At 68.2% G+C, this 23,281-nt stretch carries 21 protein-coding genes; 14 read left to right on the forward strand and 7 right to left on the reverse strand.

The window, feature by feature from the left end; genetic code table 11:
* From RM788_RS45230 to RM788_RS45270, 9 genes are read left to right on the forward strand one after another with little or no spacing between them, the layout of a single operon-like run.
* Positions 1 to 1,278, forward strand: coding sequence for an aspartate aminotransferase family protein (locus RM788_RS45230; RefSeq protein WP_315926861.1), 1,278 nt, complete (start codon positions 1 to 3; stop codon positions 1,276 to 1,278).
* A complete protein-coding gene (locus tag RM788_RS45235) occupies positions 1,271 to 1,789 on the forward strand; it encodes a type II toxin-antitoxin system RatA family toxin (protein ID WP_315926862.1) in 519 nt (172 codons plus the stop codon). Before RM788_RS45230 ends, RM788_RS45235 begins: the two co-directional genes overlap by 8 nt.
* Positions 1,790 to 1,804: 15 nt before the next feature.
* Positions 1,805 to 2,281: a hypothetical protein gene (locus tag RM788_RS45240; protein WP_315926865.1), complete on the forward strand. Its 477-nt coding sequence runs from the start codon at positions 1,805 to 1,807 to the stop codon at positions 2,279 to 2,281.
* A gap of 24 nt (positions 2,282 to 2,305) precedes the next feature.
* Positions 2,306 to 3,472, forward strand: coding sequence for a flavin-containing monooxygenase (locus tag RM788_RS45245; protein ID WP_315926867.1), 1,167 nt, complete (start codon positions 2,306 to 2,308; stop codon positions 3,470 to 3,472).
* On the forward strand, positions 3,472 to 4,812 hold the full coding sequence (locus RM788_RS45250) for an NAD(P)/FAD-dependent oxidoreductase (protein ID WP_315926869.1): 1,341 nt from the start codon (positions 3,472 to 3,474) through the stop codon (positions 4,810 to 4,812). The genes RM788_RS45245 and RM788_RS45250 overlap by 1 nt, the downstream gene beginning before the upstream one ends.
* A 17-nt stretch (positions 4,813 to 4,829) precedes the next feature.
* Positions 4,830 to 6,203 (forward strand): cytochrome P450, encoded by a 1,374-nt coding sequence (locus RM788_RS45255; protein ID WP_315926870.1) that lies wholly within the window; start codon positions 4,830 to 4,832, stop codon positions 6,201 to 6,203.
* Positions 6,204 to 6,239: 36 nt separating this feature from the next.
* Positions 6,240 to 7,178: a diacylglycerol/lipid kinase family protein gene (locus tag RM788_RS45260; protein WP_315926872.1), complete on the forward strand. Its 939-nt coding sequence runs from the start codon at positions 6,240 to 6,242 to the stop codon at positions 7,176 to 7,178.
* A complete protein-coding gene (locus RM788_RS45265) occupies positions 7,175 to 7,717 on the forward strand; it encodes a flavin reductase family protein (RefSeq protein WP_315926873.1) in 543 nt (180 codons plus the stop codon). The genes RM788_RS45260 and RM788_RS45265 overlap by 4 nt, the downstream gene beginning before the upstream one ends.
* A gap of 37 nt (positions 7,718 to 7,754) precedes the next feature.
* Positions 7,755 to 9,296, forward strand: coding sequence for an MmgE/PrpD family protein (locus RM788_RS45270; RefSeq protein WP_315926874.1), 1,542 nt, complete (start codon positions 7,755 to 7,757; stop codon positions 9,294 to 9,296).
* Here the strand turns inward: RM788_RS45270 and RM788_RS45275 are convergent.
* The 4 genes from RM788_RS45275 to RM788_RS45290 all read right to left on the reverse strand — a co-directional run bounded on the left by RM788_RS45275 (position 9,274) and on the right by RM788_RS45290 (position 14,393).
* Positions 9,274 to 10,695: a helix-turn-helix transcriptional regulator gene (locus RM788_RS45275; RefSeq protein ID WP_315926875.1), complete on the reverse strand. Its 1,422-nt coding sequence runs from the start codon at positions 10,693 to 10,695 to the stop codon at positions 9,274 to 9,276. The genes RM788_RS45270 and RM788_RS45275 overlap by 23 nt on opposite strands.
* Before the next feature lie 471 nt (positions 10,696 to 11,166).
* A complete protein-coding gene (locus RM788_RS45280; protein WP_315926876.1) occupies positions 11,167 to 12,081 on the reverse strand; it encodes an alpha/beta hydrolase fold domain-containing protein in 915 nt (304 codons plus the stop codon).
* Between the two features lie 6 nt (positions 12,082 to 12,087).
* A complete protein-coding gene (locus tag RM788_RS45285; RefSeq protein WP_315926877.1) occupies positions 12,088 to 12,948 on the reverse strand; it encodes an SDR family NAD(P)-dependent oxidoreductase in 861 nt (286 codons plus the stop codon).
* A complete protein-coding gene (locus tag RM788_RS45290; RefSeq protein ID WP_315926878.1) occupies positions 12,945 to 14,393 on the reverse strand; it encodes a flavin-containing monooxygenase in 1,449 nt (482 codons plus the stop codon). The genes RM788_RS45285 and RM788_RS45290 overlap by 4 nt, the downstream gene beginning before the upstream one ends.
* 363 nt (positions 14,394 to 14,756) lie before the next feature.
* On the opposite strand from RM788_RS45290, the gene RM788_RS45295 reads away from it, so the two are divergent.
* Both RM788_RS45295 and RM788_RS45300 read left to right on the forward strand, forming a co-directional pair.
* On the forward strand, positions 14,757 to 16,247 hold the full coding sequence (locus RM788_RS45295; protein ID WP_315926880.1) for a flavin-containing monooxygenase: 1,491 nt from the start codon (positions 14,757 to 14,759) through the stop codon (positions 16,245 to 16,247).
* A gap of 152 nt (positions 16,248 to 16,399) precedes the next feature.
* Positions 16,400 to 17,782 (forward strand): MFS transporter, encoded by a 1,383-nt coding sequence (locus RM788_RS45300; RefSeq protein WP_315926882.1) that lies wholly within the window; start codon positions 16,400 to 16,402, stop codon positions 17,780 to 17,782.
* A gap of 6 nt (positions 17,783 to 17,788) precedes the next feature.
* Here RM788_RS45300 and RM788_RS45305 read toward each other — a convergent pair whose 3' ends face one another.
* Positions 17,789 to 18,412, reverse strand: a complete 624-nt coding sequence (locus tag RM788_RS45305; RefSeq protein WP_315926884.1) for a TetR/AcrR family transcriptional regulator — start codon at positions 18,410 to 18,412, stop codon at positions 17,789 to 17,791.
* A gap of 377 nt (positions 18,413 to 18,789) precedes the next feature.
* On the opposite strand from RM788_RS45305, the gene RM788_RS45310 reads away from it, so the two are divergent.
* Entirely contained in the window at positions 18,790 to 19,587 is a 798-nt protein-coding gene (locus RM788_RS45310; protein ID WP_315926886.1) for an AfsR/SARP family transcriptional regulator, read from the forward strand.
* On the opposite strand, the gene RM788_RS45315 is transcribed toward RM788_RS45310, so the two are convergent.
* The gene (locus tag RM788_RS45315; protein ID WP_315926888.1) at positions 19,566 to 20,240 is read right to left on the reverse strand and encodes an SGNH/GDSL hydrolase family protein; all 675 of its coding nucleotides are present in this window, start codon (positions 20,238 to 20,240) and stop codon (positions 19,566 to 19,568) included. The two genes, RM788_RS45310 and RM788_RS45315, sit on opposite strands and share 22 nt — an antisense overlap.
* A 546-nt stretch (positions 20,241 to 20,786) precedes the next feature.
* On the opposite strand from RM788_RS45315, the gene RM788_RS45320 reads away from it, so the two are divergent.
* The gene (locus RM788_RS45320; RefSeq protein WP_315926890.1) at positions 20,787 to 21,215 is read left to right on the forward strand and encodes a hypothetical protein; all 429 of its coding nucleotides are present in this window, start codon (positions 20,787 to 20,789) and stop codon (positions 21,213 to 21,215) included.
* Between the two features lie 293 nt (positions 21,216 to 21,508).
* On the opposite strand, the gene RM788_RS53245 is transcribed toward RM788_RS45320, so the two are convergent.
* Positions 21,509 to 22,093, reverse strand: a complete 585-nt coding sequence (locus RM788_RS53245; protein ID WP_399342093.1) for a hypothetical protein — start codon at positions 22,091 to 22,093, stop codon at positions 21,509 to 21,511.
* A gap of 642 nt (positions 22,094 to 22,735) precedes the next feature.
* Here RM788_RS53245 and RM788_RS45330 point away from each other — a divergent pair.
* On the forward strand, positions 22,736 to 23,134 hold the full coding sequence (locus tag RM788_RS45330; RefSeq protein WP_315926892.1) for a hypothetical protein: 399 nt from the start codon (positions 22,736 to 22,738) through the stop codon (positions 23,132 to 23,134).
* Positions 23,135 to 23,281 lie beyond the last annotated feature (147 nt).

Here is a 23,281-nt window from a genome sequence, read left to right on the forward strand (position 1 = left end):
ATGAATGACGATGCCGTGATCGACCGCCTGCGGGTGTCGGAACTGTACCGGCGCACCATGAGTTCGGGCCGCGCGCGTCTGGCCGACGTGCTCGGCGGACATCTGGAAGTGGAGTCGTCCGGCGCGTGGATCACCACCAGCGAGGGCGAGAAGTTCCTCAACGCCGGGGGGTACGGGGTCTTCATCACCGGCGCCCGCCATCCCGCTGTCGTGCGCGAGGTGGACCGGCAGCTCCACACGCACCCGATCGGCACGAGGATGTTCCTCGACCCGGCCGCCGCGCGGGCAGGCGAACTCCTGACGTCGGTGACTCCTCCAGGCCTGGACAAGGTGCACTTCTCCTGCTCCGGGGCGGAAGCGGTCGAAGCGGCGATCAAGCTCGCCCGTCTCAACGGACGACGTCACCTCGTGTCGATGTTCGGCGGCTACCACGGCAAGACCATGGGCGCGCTGTCGTTGACCGCGAAGAACGTTTTCCAGGACCCGTTCAGGCCGCTGCTGCCGGATGTCTCCCACGTTCCGTACGGGGATGTCGTCGCGCTCACCGCGGTGCTCGAACTGCATCCGGGCGAGGCCTGCGTGATCGTCGAGCCGGTCCAGGGCGAGGCCGGGGTGATCATCCCCCCGCCCGGCTACCTCAGCGCCGTGCGGGCGGTGTGCTCGGAGTACGGCGCCCTGCTCGTCGTCGACGAGGTGCAGACGGGTCTCGGCAGGCTCGGCGCGTGGTGGGGAGTCGAAGCCGAAGGCGTCCGCCCCGACATCCTGCTCTCCGGCAAGGCCCTCGGCGGTGGTGTCATCCCGGTGGCCGCGACCATCGCCACCCAGGAGGTCTTCTCGGTGCTCGACCGCGACCCGATCCTGCACACCTCGACCTTCTCGGCGGCGCCGATCGCCATGGCGGCCGTGTGCGGTGCGATCAGGGCCATCCGGGACGACGGCCTGGTCGACCGGGCCGCCGAGCTCGGTGCCCGGCTGGTACCCGAGTTCGAGCGGATCAAGGCCGTGCACCTCCCGCACCACCAGTGCGAGGTGCGCGGGGTGGGCCTGCTCATCGGGGTCGAGTTCGCCGATCCCTCGATCGCGGCGGACCTGTTCCTCGCGCTCGTCGGCAACAACGTCGTCGCGAACCTGTCGCTCAACTCCGACCACGTCGTCCGGTTCACGCCGCCCGCGGTGATGACGGAGTCCGATGTGGAGTTTCTTGTGGATCGATTCGAGCGGGCGGTCAAGTTGGTCGCCGAACGGAACCCGGAGTACGAGGTGCTTGCGAATGCGTAGCCTGGAACTGAAGCTGAGGTCCTTCGCCGTCGACGCCGACGTGGCGTTCAAGCGGATCTCCGCGTTCGAGCGGTACCCGGAATTCGTGGAGGAAGTCCGTTCGGTCGTCGTGCACGGCAACGACGACGGCGAACCGCTCGTGAGCGACTGGGAGATCTTCTTCCGCAGCGGTCCGCTGCGCTGGTCGGAGGTGGATTACTTCCAGCCCAACCTCCGCCGCATCGTCTTCGAGCAGACCACCGGCGATTTCGAGGTCTTCCGGGGGTCCTGGCAGGTGCACTCCGTCGCGGGCGGCTGCGAGGTGACCTTCGAGACGACCTTCGACTTCGGGATCCCCAGCCTGTCCGGGGTGCTGGAGCCGATCGCGGCCAAGGTGCTCAAGGAAGGCATCGCCCTCATCGTGCACCAGTTGCTCGGCGAGGCCACCGTCGTCGGGGACCCGGCGATCGCGGCGGTCGTGGCCGCCCGCCTCGAAAGCAGGCGCGAGCTCGGCAAAGCACTGTCCGCGTAAATCCGGGAGAGTTCGATGGATCATGTGAACCGCTTCGAGAGTAGGACGACGTATCTGCTGCTCCGCGCGGAGTACGCGGTCGCGCTGGTGGTGTGCTCGGTGCTGTTCCTCCTGCACATCGGTGAAGTGCGCTGGGTGCAGGCGGTGGCGCTGTTCGTCTACATCGACGTGATCGGCTACATCCCAGGGGCGATCGCGTACCGACGGGCCAGGAACGGCGGCATCCCGAAGGTCTACTACGTGCTCTACAACACGATGCACAGCTTCGTGACGCAGGCCGCCGTCGTGGCCGTGTGGGTCGCGGTCGCGGGGTTCGAGTGGGCCCTGCTCGCGGTGCCGATCCACCTGTGCGGTGACCGCGCGATCTTCGGCAACTTCCTGAAGCCCTTCAGGGTGCCGTTCGAGCCGGTGGCGCTTCCCGCGTTCGTCGAGTTCGACAGGCGGACCGTCATGCGGGACAGCGCCGACCTTCTGTCGTCCGAACCGAAGTGACGGGTGGAACCAGTGAGGAATGCCATGTCCGGAAGTGGTGAACGCCCGATCGTCATCGGTGCGGGGCCGGGCGGTCTCGCGGTTGCCTGGACGCTGAAGGAGGCAGGCCTGAACCCCCTGGTCCTCGACCGGGAGAACGTGGCCTGCTCCAGTTGGTACACGTACTACCCGTCGCTGCGGATGAACTCGTGGCGACGGCTGAGCTCGATGCCCGGCATGCGGCTGTCGGCGGAATACGGTCCGTGGCCGATGCGGAACGACTTCATCAACTACATGAAGAAGTACATCGAGGTGCTCGACGCCGACATCCGCCACGGCACCGAGGTCCACCGGGTCGACCGCGACGGTGACCGGTGGGTGGTGCGGACGTCGATCGGTGACCTGCGCGCGAAGGACGTCGTCGTCGCGACCGGCCTGCACCGCAAGCCCTTCGTGCCGGACTGGCCCGGTCTCGACGAGTTCGAGGGCGAGTTCGTCCACGCCCGTTCGTACACGGTGCCCGACCCCTTCGTAGGCAAGGACGTCCTGGTCGTCGGCGTCGGACCGACCGGGATCGACATCGCCATCGAGGTGGCGAGGGCAGGCGCTTCCCGTGTGCGCCTGTCGGTGCGCCACACACCGGTGCTGTTCAAGCTCAGCCCGATCACCTCGCTGCTGAGCCAGGCCATCAAGCACGGGCCGATGCCGCACTGGCTGGTCAACCGGATCAGCCTGACGATGCACAAGATGCAGTGGGGCGACCTGACGCAGTACGGCCTCGCGACCCCGACCGAGGGCACGATGGCGGGCACCGCCAGGAGCGGGCACTCGTACGGCTCCATCGACCGCGGCCTGATCCCCGCGGTCCGGGAGGGAGCGGTCGAGATCGTCCGCGGTGTCCAGGGGTTCGACAAGAAGGCCGTCCTGCTCGACGGGCAGACGAACATCAAACCGGATGTCGTCATCTCCGCCACGGGGCAGCGGCCCGACATGGAAGGGCTGCTCGGGCACCTCGGTGTCCTGTCCCAGCCGGGCGGACGCCCTGTCGTGTTCGGCGGCGACGTCGCCCCGCACGCGCCGGGGCTGTACTTCCAGGGTTACCGGCTCCCGCCAGGGCAGCTGCCGGACATGGCGGTCGACGCCCGCGCGATCGCCCGCAGCATCACCGGGACGCGGCGGATCGATCTCACCCGAGTGCTGCGGAGCCGATGATGGCCGGGTCGGGAGTTCCCTGGGCGGGTTACGGCTACACGGGTTCCCGCAGTCGTCTGCACGGCGTCCACCGCTGTGATGTCGCGATCGTCGGCGCGGGCCTGACCGGTCTGTCCACAGCACTGGAGCTGGTCGGGCTCGACCCGGACCTCCGGATCGCCGTGGTCGAGGCGGACCACGTCGCGGCGGGCGCGAGCGGCAGGGGGACCGGGCTCCTCGGTCCGAGGATCGGGCCGCGGGTGGCGGTCGCCCGCCGGCGCTACGGCGACGATGTCGCGCGTGCCTCCTACCTCTGGTCGGTCGACGCGGTACGACACGTCCTCGATCTCGTGGAGCGCCACCGGATCTCGTGCGACCTGACCCCCGGCGGTCAACTGGTCGTCGCCTCCGACGAGGAGGGCGCCGAGGCGCAGCAGCGGGAAGCCGACGCCGCCAGGATCCTGGGGCTTCCCATCGCGCTGGTCCCAGCGGGCTCGTTGCCCGCTGTCGCGCGTCACTACACCAGCGGCCTGCGGTACGCGCCCGCCGCCACCCTGGACCCGGCCGCGCTCACCGATCAACTCGCCCGACTCGGCGAGCAGCGCGGGGTGACGATCTTCGAACGCAGCGTCGTGCGCGGTATCAGGCGGGGATTGCTGACCACCGTGTCCACCGACGACGGCGCGCTCGTCGCGGACCACGTCGTCGTGGCGGTGAACGCGTTCGGCGCGGACCTGAAGGCGCCCGCGGGTGTGGTCGGCCTGCGCGTGCAGGCAGGGGTGACCGAGAAGCTGTCGCCCGAGGCGATCGAGGCGCTGGACGGGCTGCGCGCGGAGCCGTTGATCGAACACGGCGAGCTGTCGCCGTACTTCCGGCTCACCTCCGACGGTCGGATCGTGGTCGGTGGGGGAGCGGTCCTGCGCGGCCCGTTCGGTTCGGTGGCCCCCGCACCGGAGAAGCTCCGCTCGGCGGTGCGGAGGCTGTCCCCGGCGCTGTCCGAGGTGGACATCGAGTCGACCTGGGCAGGGCCTGTCGGGATGACCCGCGACGGACTGCCGATCGTCGGACGCCACCCGGACGACCCGCGGTTGTACTACGCGGGAGGGTGCAACGGCCACGGGCTCGCGGCCTCGATCTACCACGGCGCCCACCTGGCCCGCTGGATCGTGGACGAGGGGGCGGACCACCTGTCGTTCGCCCTGCCCTGGGTCCGGTCGAAGGCTCCCTGGGTGCCTCGCGGCCGTCTCGTGGAGCGCGTGCTCGACCGCTACCTGGCGCACCTCACGGCGGCGTCCGACCGGTCGGGTGGAGCGGGTCGCTCCCGGAACGACCGGTGGACCGGGCAGGGCATCCACGCATGACGGACGAGGAGCAGACCATGAAGGTCGTCCGAAGCGACCACGCGAGCGCGAACCAGCGGCTGATGTCGTCGGCGTCGATCAGCAAGGTGTCGATCGACGGACCGCTGGACAGCATGCCACCGGGGCCGTCGGAGTCCGTGCTGGCCCAGACGATCCGCTTCCGGCTCGGCCGTCAGCACTACCTGCCCGAGATGCACGAGCGGTTCGGGGACGTCGTCACGCTGCGGGTCGTGCCGGGCGGCCCGTTCGTCATCCTGCGGAATCCGGACCACATCAAGGAAGTCTTCAAAGGTGCCCCGGAGATCTTCCACGCGGGCGAGGGGAACTCGTTGCTGGTGCCGATCGTCGGCCGCAACTCGGTGTTGACCCTCGACGCCCCCGACCACAAACCGGCGCGCAAGCGCATGATGCCGCCGTTCCAGCACGAGCGGATCGCCGCGTTGTCGTCGGTGGTGCGGGAGATCACCGAGAACGAGGTGCGGAGCTGGCCGGTCGGCAAGCCCTTCCGACTGCTGGACAGGTCCTACGCGCTCACCCTCGACATCATCGTGCGCGCCGTGCTCGGTGTCGAGGACAAGCACCGCGCGGCCGAGCTGGGCCGCGTCCTGCGCCGGGTGTCCGACATCGGCCTCTCCGACATCCTGGTGTGGATCCGCCCCCAGCTCGGGTCGGTCTGGCCCTGGCGCAACGTCGTGCGCAACCTCGACCGCGCCGACGAGCTGATCTACGCCGAGATCGCCAGGCGCAGGCAGGACCCCAACCGCTCCAGCCGCACGGACGCCCTGTCCATCATGCTGGACGGCGAGCCCGAGGACGAGATCGTCCGCGACGAGTTGATGGCGCTGCTGATGGCGGGGCACGAGACGACCGCGGTGGCGATCTCCTGGGTCTTCGAACGGCTGCTGCGCCACCCCGAGGTGCTGGCGCGGGTGCGGAGGAACCTCCACGAGCCCAAGGATCCCTACCGGACAGCGGTTTTCAAGGAAGCGCTGCGCGTCCGGCCGGTGATCCACAACGTCGCGCGGCGCCTCACCGAGCCGATCGAGCTCGCGGGCTACCGGCTTCCGGCCGGGGTCGCCGTGCTGCCGTCCATCGGCGCCGTGCAGTCCGATCCGCGGTTCTGGGGCGCCGACGCGAAGGAGTTCCGCCCGGAGAGGTGGCTCGAGCCCAACCCGCCGCTGCACGCCTGGCTTCCGTTCGGCGGCGGTGTGCGCCGCTGCATCGGTGCGATGTTCGCCCAGGTGGAGGTCGAGGCCGTGATGACCGAGGTGCTGCGTTCCGTGCACATCGAGGCCGTCGACCTCGACGACGAGGGCTCCGAGATGCGCAACATCACCATGATCCCGAAACAAGGCGCACGCGTCCGCGTCGTGCGCAGGCTCGGCTCCTAGTACCGCGGCAACCCCAGCTCCAGGAGAGGTCCGACCATGGAACCACGTCTGCGCGTCGCCGCTGTCGTCAACCCGGCGGCAGGCGGTGACGCCGATCGAGCGGTGGCTGCGATGGAGGCGGTGGGCACCGCCTCGGTGGAGGTCATCAGGACCACGGCCGCAGGCGACGCGGCGGACATCGCGTACAAGCTGGCCGGGGGCGGGTCGCCCCCGGACATCATCACCGCGGTGGGAGGCGACGGCACGGTCTGCGAGGTCGCCACCGGCCTGCACCGCGCCCGCGAGTCGGGGGTCGCCGCCGTGCCGCCCCTGCTGATCGCGCCGGCGGGCACGGGCAACTCCACCTACCGGGGCCTGTGGAACGACGAACCGTGGGACGCGGTCGCCGACCGCGCGCTGCGGGGAGGCGCGGTCACCCGGAAGATCGACCTGGCCAGGATCGAGCAGAACGACCACGTCGTGGTGCTGGGCTCCGGCAGCGGGTTGTTCGCCGCGAGCCTGGTGGCCATCAGGAACCGGCCGGAGAAGGGGCGCGAGCTGCTCATGGCGGCGGCGCTGGCGGCCATGGAGGCGTACGTGCCGTACCAGGGCCGGGTGTCCATCGACGGCGAGGCGGTCTACGAGGGCGGCATCGTCGAGACGATCGTGGGCGGGTTCCGGTATCGCGGAGGGTTGCTGAACCTGGTGCCGAGGTCGATCCTCGACGACCACCTGCTCGACATCACGCTGGTCACCGCCGCGGTGGACATGGGCGCCTTCGCCAAGGCCGCCGTCTCCGGCGACGTCTACGACGTTCCGGGGATCCGGACCGGTCGAGGGTCGCGGATCTCCATCGAGCGCCTCGACGGGCAGCCCATGTTGTTCGAGCACGACGGGGAGGTCATGCCCGAGGTGATGCCGTCCTACGACATCCACGTCGTCCCGGCCGCGTTGACCGTGCTGACCACCGGCGAGCCGCTGCCGTGGTTCTCATGAGGGGTGCCAGCCCGTTCTGGCCGACCGAGACGTCGCCGGGCGACGTGCCGTGCCGCGACTACTACCGCAAGCTGGTGGCGGGCGTCGCCGTCGTGACCGCGTGCGGCGCGTCGGGGTGGTCGGGCACGACCGTGAGCACCGTGACGAGCGTGTCGATGGATCCTCCCGTCATCCTGTGCTGCGTCTCCAGCGGGTCGCGGACGCTGGCCGCCATCCGGCACGCCAAGCGCTTCGCCGTCCACCTGCTGGCCGACGACCAACCGGACCTGGCGGACAGGTTCAGCCGGTCGCCGAGCGACAACTCGCGATTCGCGGACCTGGGGTACGAGGTCCGGCTGATCCGCGGAGCCCCGGTGATCGCCGGGGCGATGGCGGTCGGGTGGTGTGATCTCCACTCCCTCACCGAGGTCGGCGACCACTTCGTGCTGTTCGGACGGCTGACGGCCGTGCGGGTCGGCCACGGCCGCCCGCTTCTCTGGCACGACCGCACGTACCAGGCACTGGACGGGCGACCCGACATCATGAGCACGGCGACCTGAACGTGGTCGAGGCTCCTGCGCACAAGGGAATCCGACGATGACGATCACCGCACCCACCGGCTCCTCGTCCGACCGCCCGGCCGGGCCGTCCGCGAGCCTGACCACCAGGCTCGCCGCGTGGGCCCGCACGGTGACCTACGAGGGCATCCCCCCGAACACCCTGGCGTCGGCGCGAAGCCAGCTCATCTCGAACCTCGCGGCCGTTCGCGCGTCGCTGCGCCATCCGGTCGGGCAGAGGGTGGTCGCCGCGTTCGGCCCACCCATCCAGGCCGATCCGAAGCAGTCCGCCTACGTGCTCTCGGCGTTGGCGACAGCACTCGACTTCGACGAGGTCGCCTACTCGGGACACGTGTCGGCGGGCGCCGTGAACGTCGCGATCACGGAGGTCGAACCGAGCGGGCTCGACGGGAAGTCGCTGCTGGCCACGATCGTCGCCGCCAACGAGTGCGCGGCACGGATCACGGCGGCGACCATCCTCAGCCCCTTCTTCCGCGGCCAGACGAACACGCATTGCCACTTGGCGAGCGCCGCCGCGGCCCGGCTGCACGCGCGAGGCGCGTCACTGGAGGAGTGGACGGCAGGACTGGGCCTGGCGCTCGGGATCCTGCCCGTGCCGTTCCACCACGGCGTCGTGACCAGTGACGTCAAGGCTTTCACCGCCGCGGTGCCGATCCGGATGGCGCTCGACGCGTGCGACGCCGCGGCGCACGGGTTGGCCGGATCCGACACCGTCCTGGAGGACCGGGAGGGGTTGTTGGCGCACCTGTCGGCAGTGCCGATCCCCGAGGCGGTGATCGAGGGCCTCGGCCGTCGATGGCACACCGACACGTTGACCTACAAGCGCTTCCCCGGTAGTGCCTACCTCCACGCGGCCTTCGACTGCGCCGAGCGGTTCCACCGGCGGCTCGACGCCCTCGACGTGTCCCGGATCCGGCGTGTCGTCGTCCACGGGTCGTTGCTGACCTGGCAGATGCAGCAGAAGGTCGCGCCGTTCCTGGACGGCGGTCGAACGGGTGTCTCCGCCGCCACCCTGTCGGTCGGGTACGGCGTCGCGACGCTGTTGCTGACAGGAACGTTCGGGGCGGAGGACCTGGCCGCCCCGGCCCTGACCGATGACGCCCGCTGGTCCCTGGCGGCGAAGGTCGACGTCGAACACGACTGGCAGCTCTCGGAACGGATGGTGCAGGCCACTTCCCCGCTGGGTGAATCGTTGCGCCAAGCCGGGGAACGGGCGTTGCAGTGGCCCGACTTCGTGGCGTGGAGCGGAGACGACGCGCCGCGCCTGCTGGCCGGTCTGGGAGCGTCGGAGGACACCTTCGAGAACGCGACGATGGCGATCGGCGCCAGGGTCGACATCGAGTTGGCGGACGGCACCGTCGTCACCGAGGTGTGCGACGCGCCGATCGGATCGGCGGGTGCGGCGACGCGCCGGGATCACCCTTCGATCGTGGGGGAGAAGTTCCTCGCCAACGGCGGGTCGCCGGACGTCCTGGCCGATCTCCGGCGTCTCGACCTGCTCGACCCGGTCCGGACGGCTCGAGTGCTGCTGGACGCCGTCACCGTTGTTGCTCCGAGCTGACCGGGGAATCCTGCTGCCGGTCGCTCTGGGCGATGATCCGGTTGAGCTTGACCCTGGTCGATATCGAGAGCTTCCGGAAGATGCTGCGCAGGTGGAAGTTGACCGTGTGCGGTGAGAGACCGAGCTGGTTCGCGACCTGCTGGTTGGTGAGCCCGCTGCTCACGAGTCGCGCGATCTCACCCTCCCGCCTGCTCAGCGTCGACAACCGCGCTGATCTGCCGGACGCCGAACCGGTGACGTCCGGTTCCGGCAGGGCTCGGTCGATCGACATCGCCGGAGGGCGGCAGTCCAGGATCGACGACGGCCCCGGCTGCTCGCCCGCGAACGTCGCCCGCGCGTGTTCCGCGGCCGTCTCCAGCAGGGAGACCTCGTGGTTGTTGCTCGCCAGCCGCTCGATCGCCTTCAGGCATCGCTCGGCCAGCGCGGTGTCCCCCGCGCGCCGCGCGATGCCGACCAGCCAGGCTGGCCTCGTGATGTCCTCGATGCAGCACGCCGAGCCGGTGCCGAGGAGGTGCCATTTCGCCCGGATCCGATCGGCTGCCGCCCGCGGTCCTTCGCGGGAGGCGACCAGGGCGAGTTCGACGAACGCGGCGCGCGCGACCGAGTCCGGCATGATGTAGTAAGTGGGTTCCGCGTGGAATAGCGTGAGAGACGCGGCCGCTTTGTCGCGGTCGCCAAGGCCGAGATGGGCCGTCGCGGATACCGAAAGGGCGAGTTTGACGCCGACTTTGGTCGCGCGCTGTTCGGCGATGCGAATCGCCGCCGTCGCGGAAACTATTGCTCTTTCGAATTGGCCGGATTGCAGGTGGAGAACTGAGCGCAAAGCATCCAGCAGTGACTCGAAAGCATGGAGACCAGCGTTTTCGATCAGGTCGTGCATTCCTGAGATCACTGTGGACGCTTGGTGGGATACGTGGATGTCGGAGAGCTTCTTCACGAGTAGGAAATCCGCGTACATTCGCCACACCGGGCTCGCGTCGCGGGAGTGCTGAATCGCCGACTGGTTCGTCGAAAGTCCCTTGAAAAGGCTCCCCGAGTACCACAGTTTGTTCGATTCGACGCAGAGGGAAACCACTCTCAACGCGCCGGGCCTGGCATGGGCCCCGTCAGCGGGACCGGTCACCCGAGGTGCTGAGTCCTGATCTATCAGGGATACGATGAGCAGGCGAAATGCCAGCATGTCCGCGTATGCGGCTTGCGAGATGTCGAGATCGCCGAGGACGGTGTCGATCGCCCTCAGGGCGGCCCGCAGGTCCCCCCGGATGAAGCAGATGTGCGCGGTGTTGAGATTTTGCGCGGTGTCGTGATTGAAGATGTCCACATGATGAGCGGCGATGAGGTAGAGGACGTCGCTGATCGATGATGGAGCAGAATCGGCCCGGCTGCTCGATCCGACCATTTGCTCCGCCGGTCGAATTATACGCCTTTTTACTCCATCCACTTGCCAACCCCCAGTCGGTAGGCTAAGTTGAGAACCCTTCTGTCAGTAAAGCACACCTGGCACGAGCCGTCATCCGGAGTTCCGAAGCCCGGACCGAGAATAAATTCCAGTATTGCCGAAGTGTCCTCTGCGTGGATGTCGGGTTCCCGAAGTCGGACAAGTTTCCTTCGTGCCCCCTGGTCCACCGTGGCGCGATTACATTCCACCCGGAATAGTTCAGGTAAAACCGGGTTTGTCGCACGGGCCGTCCGGTCGCCGCGCGGCTGTGGCCGGGCTCCGCCGAGGTGCGGCAGGTGGTCGCGTCCTGCCCGACCCCGCCCATGCCCACCCGCTTGCCGACCTGCCCGCCTCGCTTCGCGCCCGCGGCGGGGCTTCGGGACAGCGGCCTCGGCCGCCTCCCGATCCCGCGCGTCGACGAGCCCGTGCCACCTACCTCCGCGGTTCGGCGCGATCCGACCAGTGCGACTTCAGGAAGGCGCCCACGTCGCGCAGCGACTCGGCGGCCTCCTTGACCATTCCCGCCTGGATCTGGGCGGCGTGCCACAGGGTGGGGCTCTCGACGTACTTGGTCCGGACTCCCGCGCGTCGCAAGGACGCGGCGAGTTCGACGCACTGCTCGTAGAGCAGCTCACGGGTGCTGGTGAAGACGTAGGTCGGGGGTAGTCCGGTCATCGTCCCCAGGAGAGGGGCGTACCGGGGATCGGTGGGGTCGCCGTCGCCGAGGTAGGCCGCGGCGCAGGCGAAACCCCAGGAACGGTTGACCACGAGGTCGCGGGGTCGCGCGGCGCGCAGGGTGGGATTCGTCCACGGCGACATCAGGGCCAGCGCCGAAGGTGTTCCGTTCCCACGTGCCGCCAGCCGTTGCGCCGCGGCCAGCGCGATACCGCCGCCCGCCGAATCACCGGCCATGGCGATCGAACCCGGCGGGCAGCCCGCGACGTCGGTCACCGCGTCGAACGCGGAGACCGCGTCGTGCAGCGCGGCCGGATAGGGATGTTCGGGTGCGAGGCGGTAGTCCAGGAGGTACACGGGACGGTGGGTCTCGCGGGCGAGGTGCGCGGCCAGGGACCGGTGCGTCGCCAGCGAACCCACGGTGTACCCGCCCCCGTGGAGGTAGAGCACCGCCCCGTGCGCGGAGGTGGGCCCGACGGTGATCCGCTCGGCGAGGCGATCACCGAGCGGGACGACGCGGATCGAGGTGCCCCCCGGTAGCGGTTGGATTCGCGCGGCGGTGTTCAGCAGGGCGCGTTGCGCGGACCACGGCATCCGGTGGTGCAGCATCACGCGGTAACAGGGGTGCAGCAGCGCGCGTGCGATCGGCAGCGGGATCCTCGGTGTGGGCATCGCCGATCACGTCGTCTCTGGGCGAGGGGCGACCGCGAAGAACCGGGAGAACCACGCGCCGAACCTCTGGGAGCCCACGGGGGCGATCCGGACCAGCCAGTCGAGCGCCTTGGCCTCCGCGCCCACGACGACCCTGGCGCGATGTCTGCGGACGCCCTCGGTGATGGTCTCCGCGGCCATCTCCGGGGTGTGCAACGCCAGGCGCTTGTCGAACGTGTTCGCGAACGACACCGGGTCCAGTCCGTCCACCACTGTCGCGTTGCGCGCGACCCCGGTCTTGATGCCCCCCGGATGGACGCAGGTCACGCGCACCGGGTGCTTGGCGACCAGCATTTCCTGGCGCAGGGCCTCGGTGAACCCGCGGATGGCGAACTTGGACGCGTTGTAGGCGCTCTGGCCGGGGAAGGTGATCAGGCCGAAGAGGCTGGAGATGGTGACTACATGCCCGTCACCGGAGTCGATCAGGTGTGGCAGAAAAGCCTTCGTGATGTTGACCGCGCCCCAGAAGTTGACGTCGAGGACGCGTTCCATGTCCTTGAACAACTCGCGTTCGACGGTGCCGTAGTACGTGATGCCCGCGTTGTTGTAGATCTGGTTCACCGTGCCGAAGTGGGCGCGCACACCGCCGGCGTACGAGGCGACGTCCTCCCGCTCGGTGATGTCGAGCCGGTCGACCTTGACCTCGACGCCCATCGCCTCGCACCGCAGGGCGGTCGCCTCGACGTCGGCGCCGTTGATGTCGGAGATCGCGAGCTTGGCGCCACGTCCGGCGAGGTTCACGGCCAGGGCGCGGCCGATGCCGGATCCCGCGCCGGTGATGACGACGACCTTTCCCGCGAAACTGTCGTCGCCCGGCTTCTTGGTCATGATGGCTCCTCGGTCGAGATGTGGTAGGCGTCCTCGTCGAACCTTCTCGTGATCCGGCGGAATTCGAACGAGAAGTCAGGCCACATCGTGGTGTTGGCGCCATGCTTGTCGAGGTACCAGCTGGAGCAGCCGCCGGTGTTCCAGACGCTTCGCGACAGCTTGCGCTGGAGCACCTTCCGGAAACCCTCCTGCGCCTGCTCGCGCACCTCCACCGAACGGATGCGCCCGCGTTCCATGGTCGCGATGGCGTCGACCACGTAGTTCACCTGCGACTCGATCATGTAGATCATCGAGTTGTGCCCCAGCCCGGTGTTGGGTCCGACCAGGAGGAACATGTTCGGGAAGTTCGCGATCGCGGTGCCCTTGTAGCACTGCCGCCCGACGTCGTCGAACACCTCGCCGAGGCTTCGTCCGTCCTTCCCGTGGATCCGGCGGTAGGTCGGCGAATCGGTGACGTGGAACCCCGTGGCCAGAACGATGGCGTCGGTTTCGCGCACCTCGCCGTCCGCCGTGACGATGGAGTTCTCCCGGATCTCGGAGATGCCCGACGTGATCAGGCTGACGTCGTCGCGGAGGAAGGCGGGGTAGTAGTTGTTGGAGATCAGGATCCGCTTGCAGCCGATCCCGTAGTCGGGCGTCAGCCGTCGGCGGAGTGCCGGGTCGGGGACTTCCCGCCGCAGTTTCATCCGGGCCAGGAGTTCGACCGGCTTCATCAGCCGCGGGTACTTGGCCAGACCGATGGCCTGCGCCTCGTGCGCCCAGTAGATGGCGCCGCGCAGCAGTCGCTGGTAGTGCGGGAAGTACTGGTGCGCCAACCGTTCGGGAGTGGAGTAGCGACGGTCCAGACGAGGGAGGATCCACGCCGCCGTGCGCTGGTACACGTCGAGTTCGGCGACTTTTCCCGCGATGGCGGGAACGATCTGGATACCGGACGCACCGGTGCCGATGACCGCGACCCTCTTGTCGGTCAGGTCGACCCCGCCGTCCCATCGGGAGGAGTGGAACACGTGGCCCTCGAACGAGTCGATGCCGCGGATGTCGGGCAGTGACGGCTCGCAGAGCGCTCCGAACGCGCCCACCAGGACGTCGGCGGTGAACCTGCCCCTCGACGTCTCGAGTTCCCACCGGGCGGAGCCGTCGATCCAGCGCGCGCTCAGGACCTCGCACCCGAAGACGTGCTTCCCGTACACCTTGTACCGCCGCGCCACGTCGATGATGTAGTCCTGGATCTCCGACTGCACGGAGAACGACCGGGTCCAGTTCGGGTTCAGCGCGAAGGAGTACGAGTAGAGGTGCGAGGGCACGTCGCACGCCGCACCCGGATAGGTGTTGTCCCGCCAGGTGCCGCCGACGTGGTGACCGCGCTCGAGCACCAGGAAGTCGTCCCATCCCTCCTTGCGGAACCGGACCGCGGCGGCGAGGCCCGCGAGCCCGCTGCCGATCACGATGACGTGGGCGTGACGGCTGGAGGCCTCTTCGGCTCTCTCCGAGTCGTCACCAGGGGTACTTCTGGGCGTGTGCAGGTCTGCAGAGCTCAAGAGGGATCAGATCTCCCATCGCACCTGTCCCGGATGATCGGTGTCCCCGATCCTCCCAGGGGGGCCTGACGAGCCGCTGAACTGCGCCGGTCCGAGCGGACAGAGGAGTGTCAGGGATGTCGGGGATGATCGGTGTCCGGACATGACGCCGACTCTGTCCGTGTTCCTCTTGCTCCGCTTTCCGTACTCCATTCAGCACCGATCGAGCACGTTAGGAGACGCCTGGTGGGATCCACACCGACGGAAGCTGAGACGGTCGAGATGCCGGACGTGCTGATTGTGGGAACCGGATTCGCCGGCCTCGGCATGGCCATCAGGTTGCTGGAGGCGGGCCAGCCCGACTTCGTCGTGCTGGAAAAGGCGGATGCCGTGGGTGGCGCGTGGCGCGAGAACACCTATCCGGGCTGCGCGTGCGACGTCACGAGCATGATGTACTCGTATTCCTTCGCTCCGAACAGGACCTGGAGCAGGATGTACGCCACGCAGCCGGAAATCCTCGACTACATCCACCGGGTCGTCAAGGATCGCGACCTCGAAAGCCACATCAGGTTCAACACCGAGGCGATCTCCTACGAGTTCGACGAGGCCAGCGACCGGTGGACCGTGCGGACCCGGTCGGGGGAGGAGTACCGCCCGCGCGTCGTCGTGCTGGCCCACGGGGCGCTGCACGTGCCCAACACCCCGGACTTCCAGGGTGTGGACCGGTTCAAGGGGACCGTTTTCCACTCGGCGCGATGGGACCACTCCGTCGACCTGAAGGGCAAGCGCGTCGCGGTGATCGGCACCGGGGCGAGCACGGCGCAGTTCGTCCCGGAGATCGTCGGCACGGCGGCCAAGGTCGACGTCTTCCAGCGCAACGCCCACTGGCTGCTGCCGAAGGCCGACCGCCCGCTCGGCAACTTCGAGCACCGGCTGTTCAAGCTGCTCCCGTTCGTGCAGCGGCTGTACCGCCTTGCCGCCTACTGGACGCACGAGCTGCCGGTGCTGGGGTTCATGAACCCCAAGCTCCTCAAGGTGCTGGAGGTGGCGTCCCGGCGAATGCTCGAGAAGCAGGTGGAAGACCCCGAACTCCGGGCGAAGCTGACGCCCGACTACAAGATCGGGTGCAAGCGCATCCTGCTCTCGAGTGACTACTACCCGGCACTGCAGCGCCCCAACGTGGACCTGATCACCGCCGGTATCGCCGAGTTCACCGAGACCGGGATCAAGACGGTCGACGGGAAGCTCCACGAGGCGGACGTGGTGGTGCTCGGCACCGGCTTCTCGACGGACAACCGCTGCGCCGACGAACACATCGTCGGCAGTGGCGGGCGCACGATCCAGGAGGCCTGGAGCGACGGCATGACGGCGTACCTGGGGATGACCGTCACGGGGTTCCCGAACATGTTCATGGTGATGGGTCCCAACTCGGGCGGCGGTGCCCAGTCGATCCTGTTCGTCATCGAGGCGCAGCTCCGTTACATCGTCGAGTGCCTGCGCATGATGAAGGCGCAGCGCGCCACCCGGCTCGACGTGAGGGCGGACGTCCAGCGCGAGTTCAACGCCCGGCTGCACGGCAAGCTCGCGGGGTCGGTGTGGAACTCGGGTGGGTGCGACAGCTGGTTCCTGGACCGCACGGGTCACAACCGGCAGTCGTGGCCGGGCACCGGCACGAGCTACTGGCGGGCCACCCGCCGTCCGGATCCGACGGCGTTCACGCTGACGGGTTCCGCGGGCAGGAAGCCGCTTCCGGACGCCCCCCGGCCCGTGGGTCCCCGGTAACCCTGGTTGCTGTAAGCATACGGTCGGTCGTACACTCTTATTTCCGAGTGGTGGTCACACGACAAGGGGATGCTTCCGTGACGAATGCCCGAGAACCTGTTGGCACGACCTCGGCAGCGGTGGATGACGTACCCGCGATACCGTGGCGCGTCGTGTCGATCGTCATGGTCGGCATGTTCATGGCGATCCTCGACTCGTTCATCGTCGTCGTGGCGGGCCCGTCGATCCAGGCGGACCTCGGGGCGTCCGCGGGCGAGCTGCAGTGGACCCTCGCGGGCTACCAGTTGAGCTACGCGGTGTTCATGATCACCGGCGGGCGTCTCGCGGACCTCTACGGGCGCAGGCGGGTCTTCGTCCTCGGCACAGCGGTGTTCACGCTGTCGTCCATCGCGTGCGCCCTGGCGCAGGACCCCGGCTCGCTCGTCGTGTCGCGGATCGTCCAGGGCCTCGGTGCCGCCATGATGGTTCCGCAGGTCTTCGCCCTGATCACGCTGGTGGTGCCCGACAAGGGCAAGCACCGCGTGTTCGGCGTGCTGGGCATCGTGATCGGCATGGCCACCATCAGCGGTCAACTCGTCGGCGGACTGCTGATCGGCGCCGACCTGTTCGGGTCCGGCTGGCGGTCCGTGTTCTGGATCAACGTGCCCATCGGGGTGGCCACGATCCTCCTGGCGGCGAAGTACGTGCCGGAGTCGCGCGCGGAGGGTGCCCGCAAGCTGGACATCCCGGGGATGCTGGCGCTCAGCGCCTCGCTGTTGCTGCTGACCTTCCCGCTCATCCAGGGACGGGAAGCGGGCTGGCCGTGGTGGACCTGGGCCTGCCTGGTGGCGAGTGCCGCGGGATTCGCCCTGTTCATCAGGATCGAACGCGGCGTCGACAGCCGCGGCGGCGATCCGCTGATGAAGCTGTCACTCTTCTCGCAGCGGTCGTTCTCACTCGGCATCGTCCTGGTCACGTCCGTTTACGCGCTGCTGAGTTCCTACTACCTCGCCCTGTCCATCGCGATGCAGGAGGGGCTGGGAATGTCGGCGCTCGGCGCCGGACTGGTTTACACGCCCGCGGCGGTGACGTTCTTCGTCTTCAGCATGGTCGCGAGCCGGATGGTGCCGAAGTACGGGCGCCGCGTCCTGGAGATCGGGGCGATCGTGCTCGCTTCGGGTTACCTGGCCACCGCGATCGTGTTGCTCTCCGGCCCGGAGCTCACGCCGCTGCTGGTGATTCCGACCCTCATGCTGCAAAGCGTCGGCGGTGGTTTGCTCATCACGCCCCTGTTGAACACGGTGTTGAGCAGGATCGCCCCCGAAACCGTCGGCATGGCGTCCGGGGCGCTGTCGACCGCGCAGCAGATCGGTGGCGCAATGGGCATCGCGGTGATCGGGGCCGTGTTCTTCACTTCGTTCCACCCTGAGACCGACGGGCGGGTCGAAGCCGCGGGCCACGCCTTCGCCATGTCGTCGATCGGCACTTTCGTGATCGCGGCGGTGGCGACCGTGCTCATCTTCCTGCTGCCGAACCCGGTGAAAGCACGCCGCTGACCGGTGCTATCCGGGAGGCGCGAGGAGGCCTTCGACGATGCGGCGGACCTTGTCCACCGCATCGTCGTCTCCGATTCTCAATGCGGTGTTCGCGGCGCACAGCAGCGCGTCGATCTGGAAAGCGGCGAGATCGACGTCCAGTTCGGCGATCTCACCGGTGCTCGTGGCGTACCGCAGTTCGCCGGCGATGACCCCGATCCAGTCCTGCTGGTCGTGGAACAGGGCGTCGCGGATGGGGCCGGGCCTGCTGTCGTACTCGGCGAGGTTCGCGGCGCGGAAGCACCCGCCCGCGAACAGCGGCGTCTCCGCGTACACAACCCAGTGGTCGAGCAGCGCGCGCAGGCGTGCGGCACCGCGAGGCGCCGCCCGAGCCGGCCGGATGACCGCGTCGAGGAACATCCCGCGCGCGTACTCGACGGCTGCCAGTTGCAGAGTCTCCTTGGTCCTGAACAGGGTCTGCACGCCTGCCTTGCTGAGCCCGGTGTCGGTCGCCAGCCGCCCGAAGCTGACACCCTCCAAGCCCTCCAGCGAGGCGATGTCGACGGCGTGCCGAAGAACGACCTGCCGCGTTCTTGCGCCGCGCAGAAGCCGTTTGTCGGTGATCTCCGTGTGCTGCGGCGCACTTTCCATACGGTCGATCGTACTCTGATCCGGCGAAGATCGTGCGAACACCGAAGGGGGAATGACGGGCTGGTAGGATGAATCAACTCCGTCGTCTCCGGTCCGGGGCATTCGTGAGCACCCCCTGGTTTCGTGAGCAGCCGCCGTCCGCCTGGGCTGTTCGCCGTAGGGATGTCGTCCACGGGGCAGCTACTCGATCGAGTAGGTGCCGGTCCCTACTCGATCGAGTAGCTGCCGCCAGGACGAGCACCGTGGATAGGCTCGTGCCGATAGCTCAGTTCTCCCTGCTTGCTGCCTGATAGCCGAACGTTCCGGTATCGACGGATCCGCCGAGTCATTGTCGTGCGCAGCACGGCGTTGACTTCGGCAGCAGAAGGAATGCACGAATGACTGTCGCAGACATTGGTATCCTCGGTCCCCTTCGATCCAGGTTCGAAAACATCGAAGTGACGCTGAGCGGGGCAAAGCTGAGGAGCATACTCGCACTTCTCGCCCTTCGTACCAACGGTGAGGTTCGGCGTGACGAATTGATCGAAGAATTGGACCTCATCCGCACGACCGGTGATGCGATCAATGCTCTTCACGCTCACGTGGCCAGGCTCCGCCGCTGGCTCCTGCGTCACGGTGGTAAGCCCGACCTGTTGGAAACGGTCAATTCGGGATATCGGCTCAACCTGGACCGGAATTCGGTGGACGCCCACCGGTTCGTCGATCTCGTGGAGCGCGCGTTGAACCTGGCGCCCGGCACGCCATCGGTGGTCGCCACCATTCTCGAGGACGCACTGCTGCTGTGGCGGGGGGACGCCCTGCTGGACGCCCTGGACGGCCCGCTGGTCGCCGCGGCGGCCGATGAACTGCACCGGTGGCGGGCAGCCGCGCGCGAGACGTTGATCGACGCCTGGATCTCGCTCGACCACAACCAGAAGGTGATCCTGAACGCCAGGAAGTTCATCTCGGAGGATCCGCTGAACGAGTCGATGCGCGCCCGGCACGTGGTCGCGCTCAGGCGGATGGACAGGTACGCGGAAGCGGTCGAGGCCTACCGGAGTGCCGAGAGGGTGCTGAACACCGAACTCGGCGTCGGGCCGGGCCCCGAGCTCCGCGCCGCGGCCGAGGGCATCTCGGACGACACCCAGCGCTTCGAGTCCGCCTCGGTCCGGTATCAGCTCGCGCGCACCTGGTGAGCCAGCCCCTTGACGACCTCGGCCGCCATGACCGCCTGACCTGACGTCGAGAAGTGGATGCGGTCCGCGCTCAGCAGGGTGTCGCGGGCGTTGACCGGGTGGTCCCACATGTCGACGACGATGGCCCCGTACTCGGCGGCGAGGGCGCGGGTGATGTCGTTGAGCGTCTCGACCCGTTCGCGCCAATCCGGGAAGACCGGTACCACGTACGCCTTGCCGAGGGTGAAGGTCGTCAACTGGGCCCCGGTCCCGGCCGCGAGGTCGTACATGCGGCGCAACGTCCGCTCGATCGAAGGGAAGTCGGGACTGCGCCGCACGATGTCGTTCGCGCCGCAAGGCAGGTGGAGCAGGTCGGGGCCGAACTCGATCATGCGGTCGACCTGCGTCTCGAGGGTCTGGTCGGTCGTGGCCCCGACCTCCGCCGTGTTGAGGTGCTCCAGGTCCGGGTGCACCCGGCGCAGGACGTCGGCGACCCTGTCCGCCCATCCGGCGTCGGAGTAACCGGGGCTGGGGTCCCCGGTGCCCGCGGACAGGCTGTCGCCGATCACGGCGAAGCGGCGCCACGGCGCGTCGAGCAGCAGCGCGGCCGCGTCGACAGGCCGCAGGCAGAGCGGATCGGTCTCTTCGGTGAGGACGAACGAAGGGGTACCCATAAGCAAAGAATACGGCCGACCGTATGTGAGTGGCAAGAGTGCCGGCGCCGACGCGTCCGGGTCGGTTCCCCCGATCGGGGCCGGACGGCACGACGGGGTGAGCCTGCGACAAGGAAGCCCTGTCCGCGAGTGTTGCGAGCCTCCTCGGGCGCAACGGCGTGGTGCGTCGACGCGTCTTCGGGGTCACCCCCGCCCGCGCGAGGAAGACCTGAACTGCCAGGCGGACCGCTGTTCGGCGCATCGCCGCCCGGCGAGTTCGCAACGCACTCCGATCGCCTGGTGCGCTTGTGTCCACAGTGGACAGGAGTCTCGTCGACCGGGTCGGGGTCGGTCGTCGACGAGCTGGGTCCACCGGCCGTCGTAGCCGCCGTGTACCACTCACCCGTGAGCCACGAGCCGGATTCGCGGTGATCCGCCGTGTCGACCACGCCCGTGTGCACGAAGTAGTCGTGCGAGGTGAGTCGTCGCTTTCGCGATGTCGGACCACACTGCTCGCGGGCGCCTCACCGTGCTGGTCCGCGTGGCGTCGTAGCGATAAAGTGAATCATGGTTCGGTTGCTGGACAACGGAGCGCTGGAACGTTCCTCGGTCGTCGCGAACTGCACCATGAATCGCGAGCGCGGGCTGACCGGATCCAACGGGTACGGCCGCGAACTCGGCGTCGACGTCATCGATCTGATCACCGACCGGCTGTCCCGAGGAGCCGAAACCTTCCACTGGCTGGATCTGTGCTGCGGCACCGGCACGGCACTGCTGGAATGCGCCCGGCTGGTGGACGACCCGCGGCTGTCGTGTCGGAGCAGGGACGTCCGTGGCACCGACAGGTGGCCGGGGCGCTGCGGTCGGCGGGGCTCGACTACGACTCGCGACGACGTCGTGTCAGGTGCGTCGGGCACCGGCAGGTCCACCTGCCGTTCCGGTACCTCGGCGCCGACGATCAGGCCGGCCCCAACTACACCGGCCAACCGGCGGTGAACTCGCACTACTCCCATGCACGTCCACATCCTTCGTGAATCTTCCGGTAGTCCACTGAAACGACCAAGGCACGGCCGCGACGTCCACTTGGTGAGCTGCTCGGTCGGACGATCACGCGCCGGGTGGTGCATCGTCGCGCGTGTGATCCGCTGGGACTCTTGGCACAACGGCGGTGCTCGTGGCCACGCTCGTCCTTGGCTCGTCGGAGACGCAGTTGCGGCGGCCCTTCTCGCGTGGACCTCGGACGATGTCATGCCCGCGGCATCCGCGGGCGCGGAGCGCGTGCCGATCGTCTACGGCTGCGCCATCACGCCGAAGCAGAACGCCACCGTCGTCAACGTGCGGCGGACGACCAACACGAGCTGCACCTCGATCGGGCAGGTGCGCGTAGGGCAGAGGATCCCGGCGGTGTGTTCGAGGCTGCAGGACGGCTGGTACGACATCTGCGGCAGCAGCGGCAGCGATCCGCTGCGGGACAACCGGTGGGTCTCGTAGTCTCCCGCCAGTCGACGGTGCTGCATCAACCAGCCAAAGGCCCGCTCTACCACCCGACGGCGAAGCAGCACGTGAAACCCTGTGGCGGCAACACGTTTGACGACCTCGACGCGAACGTCACGGCGAGCACCATGGCGCAGGAGAGAATCTTTGTAGCCGCCGTCCACCCCGGCCATGGAGACAGTCGGATGTGCGACGGCGAGCCGGTCCAGGAGTAGTCGCTTGGTCAACTGCTTCGGCACTCCGCCCTCACCGGTCAGCTTGAGCCCACCGGCCTTGGCCTGTCCCACCAACTGGTCGATCAACCGCCCGTCCAGGCCGTCCAGGCCCAATCCGGACTTCGAGTCCCCAGCGTGCTCCACGTCGGACATCATCTCCGTCATCAGGTGCACTTCCGTGATCGGGAGTCACACCGCTCGTTTGCAGTCCCCCGAGGCGAAGACTGCCGGGTGGCAGTGCGGGGATGAGCGGTCCGTGACCAGGTGCAGCGAGCCGTCAGCAATGACGGCGAAGGAAGTGGCGGCTACCGCCTGCCTTCCGGTGGGCGTTTGATCTGCCCGCCGTCGGGGTCGGGCGCAAACACCGACCCGCCGCCGACCACCTTCGCAGTGGCCGGGTGGCGGGGTCTCGCCGTCGAACAGGAAGGTTTCGACGAACGAGGCACCTGTGCACTCGGACATGGCGTCGGTGCGGAGCACCACTCCCGTCCGGGATCCGGCCCTGACGCGGGGTAGCGCTGCCGGCACGGCGCTGCTCGCTGTAGTGAACGCCTTCCCCTGATGTACGTCGATCGCCACCCGATTGGCCGATGATCACCAGGTGTGGTGGCTGGTGTGCTGGTTGGACGTTCTGGTTCGTTCAGTGGAGGGATGGTTGTCTTGGCGATTGGCAGGCGGTTGCTCGGTGTCGCGATGATGGTGCTGCTGGCAGTGGGGTTGTCGTCCGGCTTGGCGGTGGCAGGGACGGGCGCCGAGGCTACCGGAGTCTGGGCGTGCTCGGTTCCGGCCGGGTCAACCTTCACCGGCGTGCGACAGGGCACGAACTGCGGCCCCGGTGTGACCTACGAGTACAACGTGACCGCGCCCGCCAATGGACTTTGGGCGTGCACCGTGCCGACCGATTGGTCCTACACCGGCGCTCGCCAAGGGTCGAACTGCAGCACCTCCGGCCTGTCCTACGAGTACCACCTGGCCACCCCCGCCACCGGCGTGTGGATGTGCACCGTGCTCCCCGCCCACACCTACTTCGGCGTCCGGCAGGGCTCGAACTGCAACTCCTCGGGCCTGTCCTACGAATACAAGATCGTCATTCCGGTGAACGGCGTCTGGGCCTGCTACCCGCCCACCGGCTGGTCCTACACCGCCACCCGCCAGGGCAGCAACTGCGGCAGCTTCACCTACGAGTACTTGCTGTTCAAGCCCTGATATCCGCCACGAAGCGGTTCCGGGCAGGCGGTTGCCAGGCCCTCTGCGAAGCCACCGGGTCTTCAGCCTTGACCGGCGCTCGGCGGCCTGTCGTGTGCCGCAACTCCGGCCGCGCCGGAGTTGCGGCCACCCCCTGATGACTGATGG

Source organism: Umezawaea sp. Da 62-37, from assembly GCF_032460545.1.
GTDB lineage: Bacteria > Actinomycetota > Actinomycetes > Mycobacteriales > Pseudonocardiaceae > Umezawaea.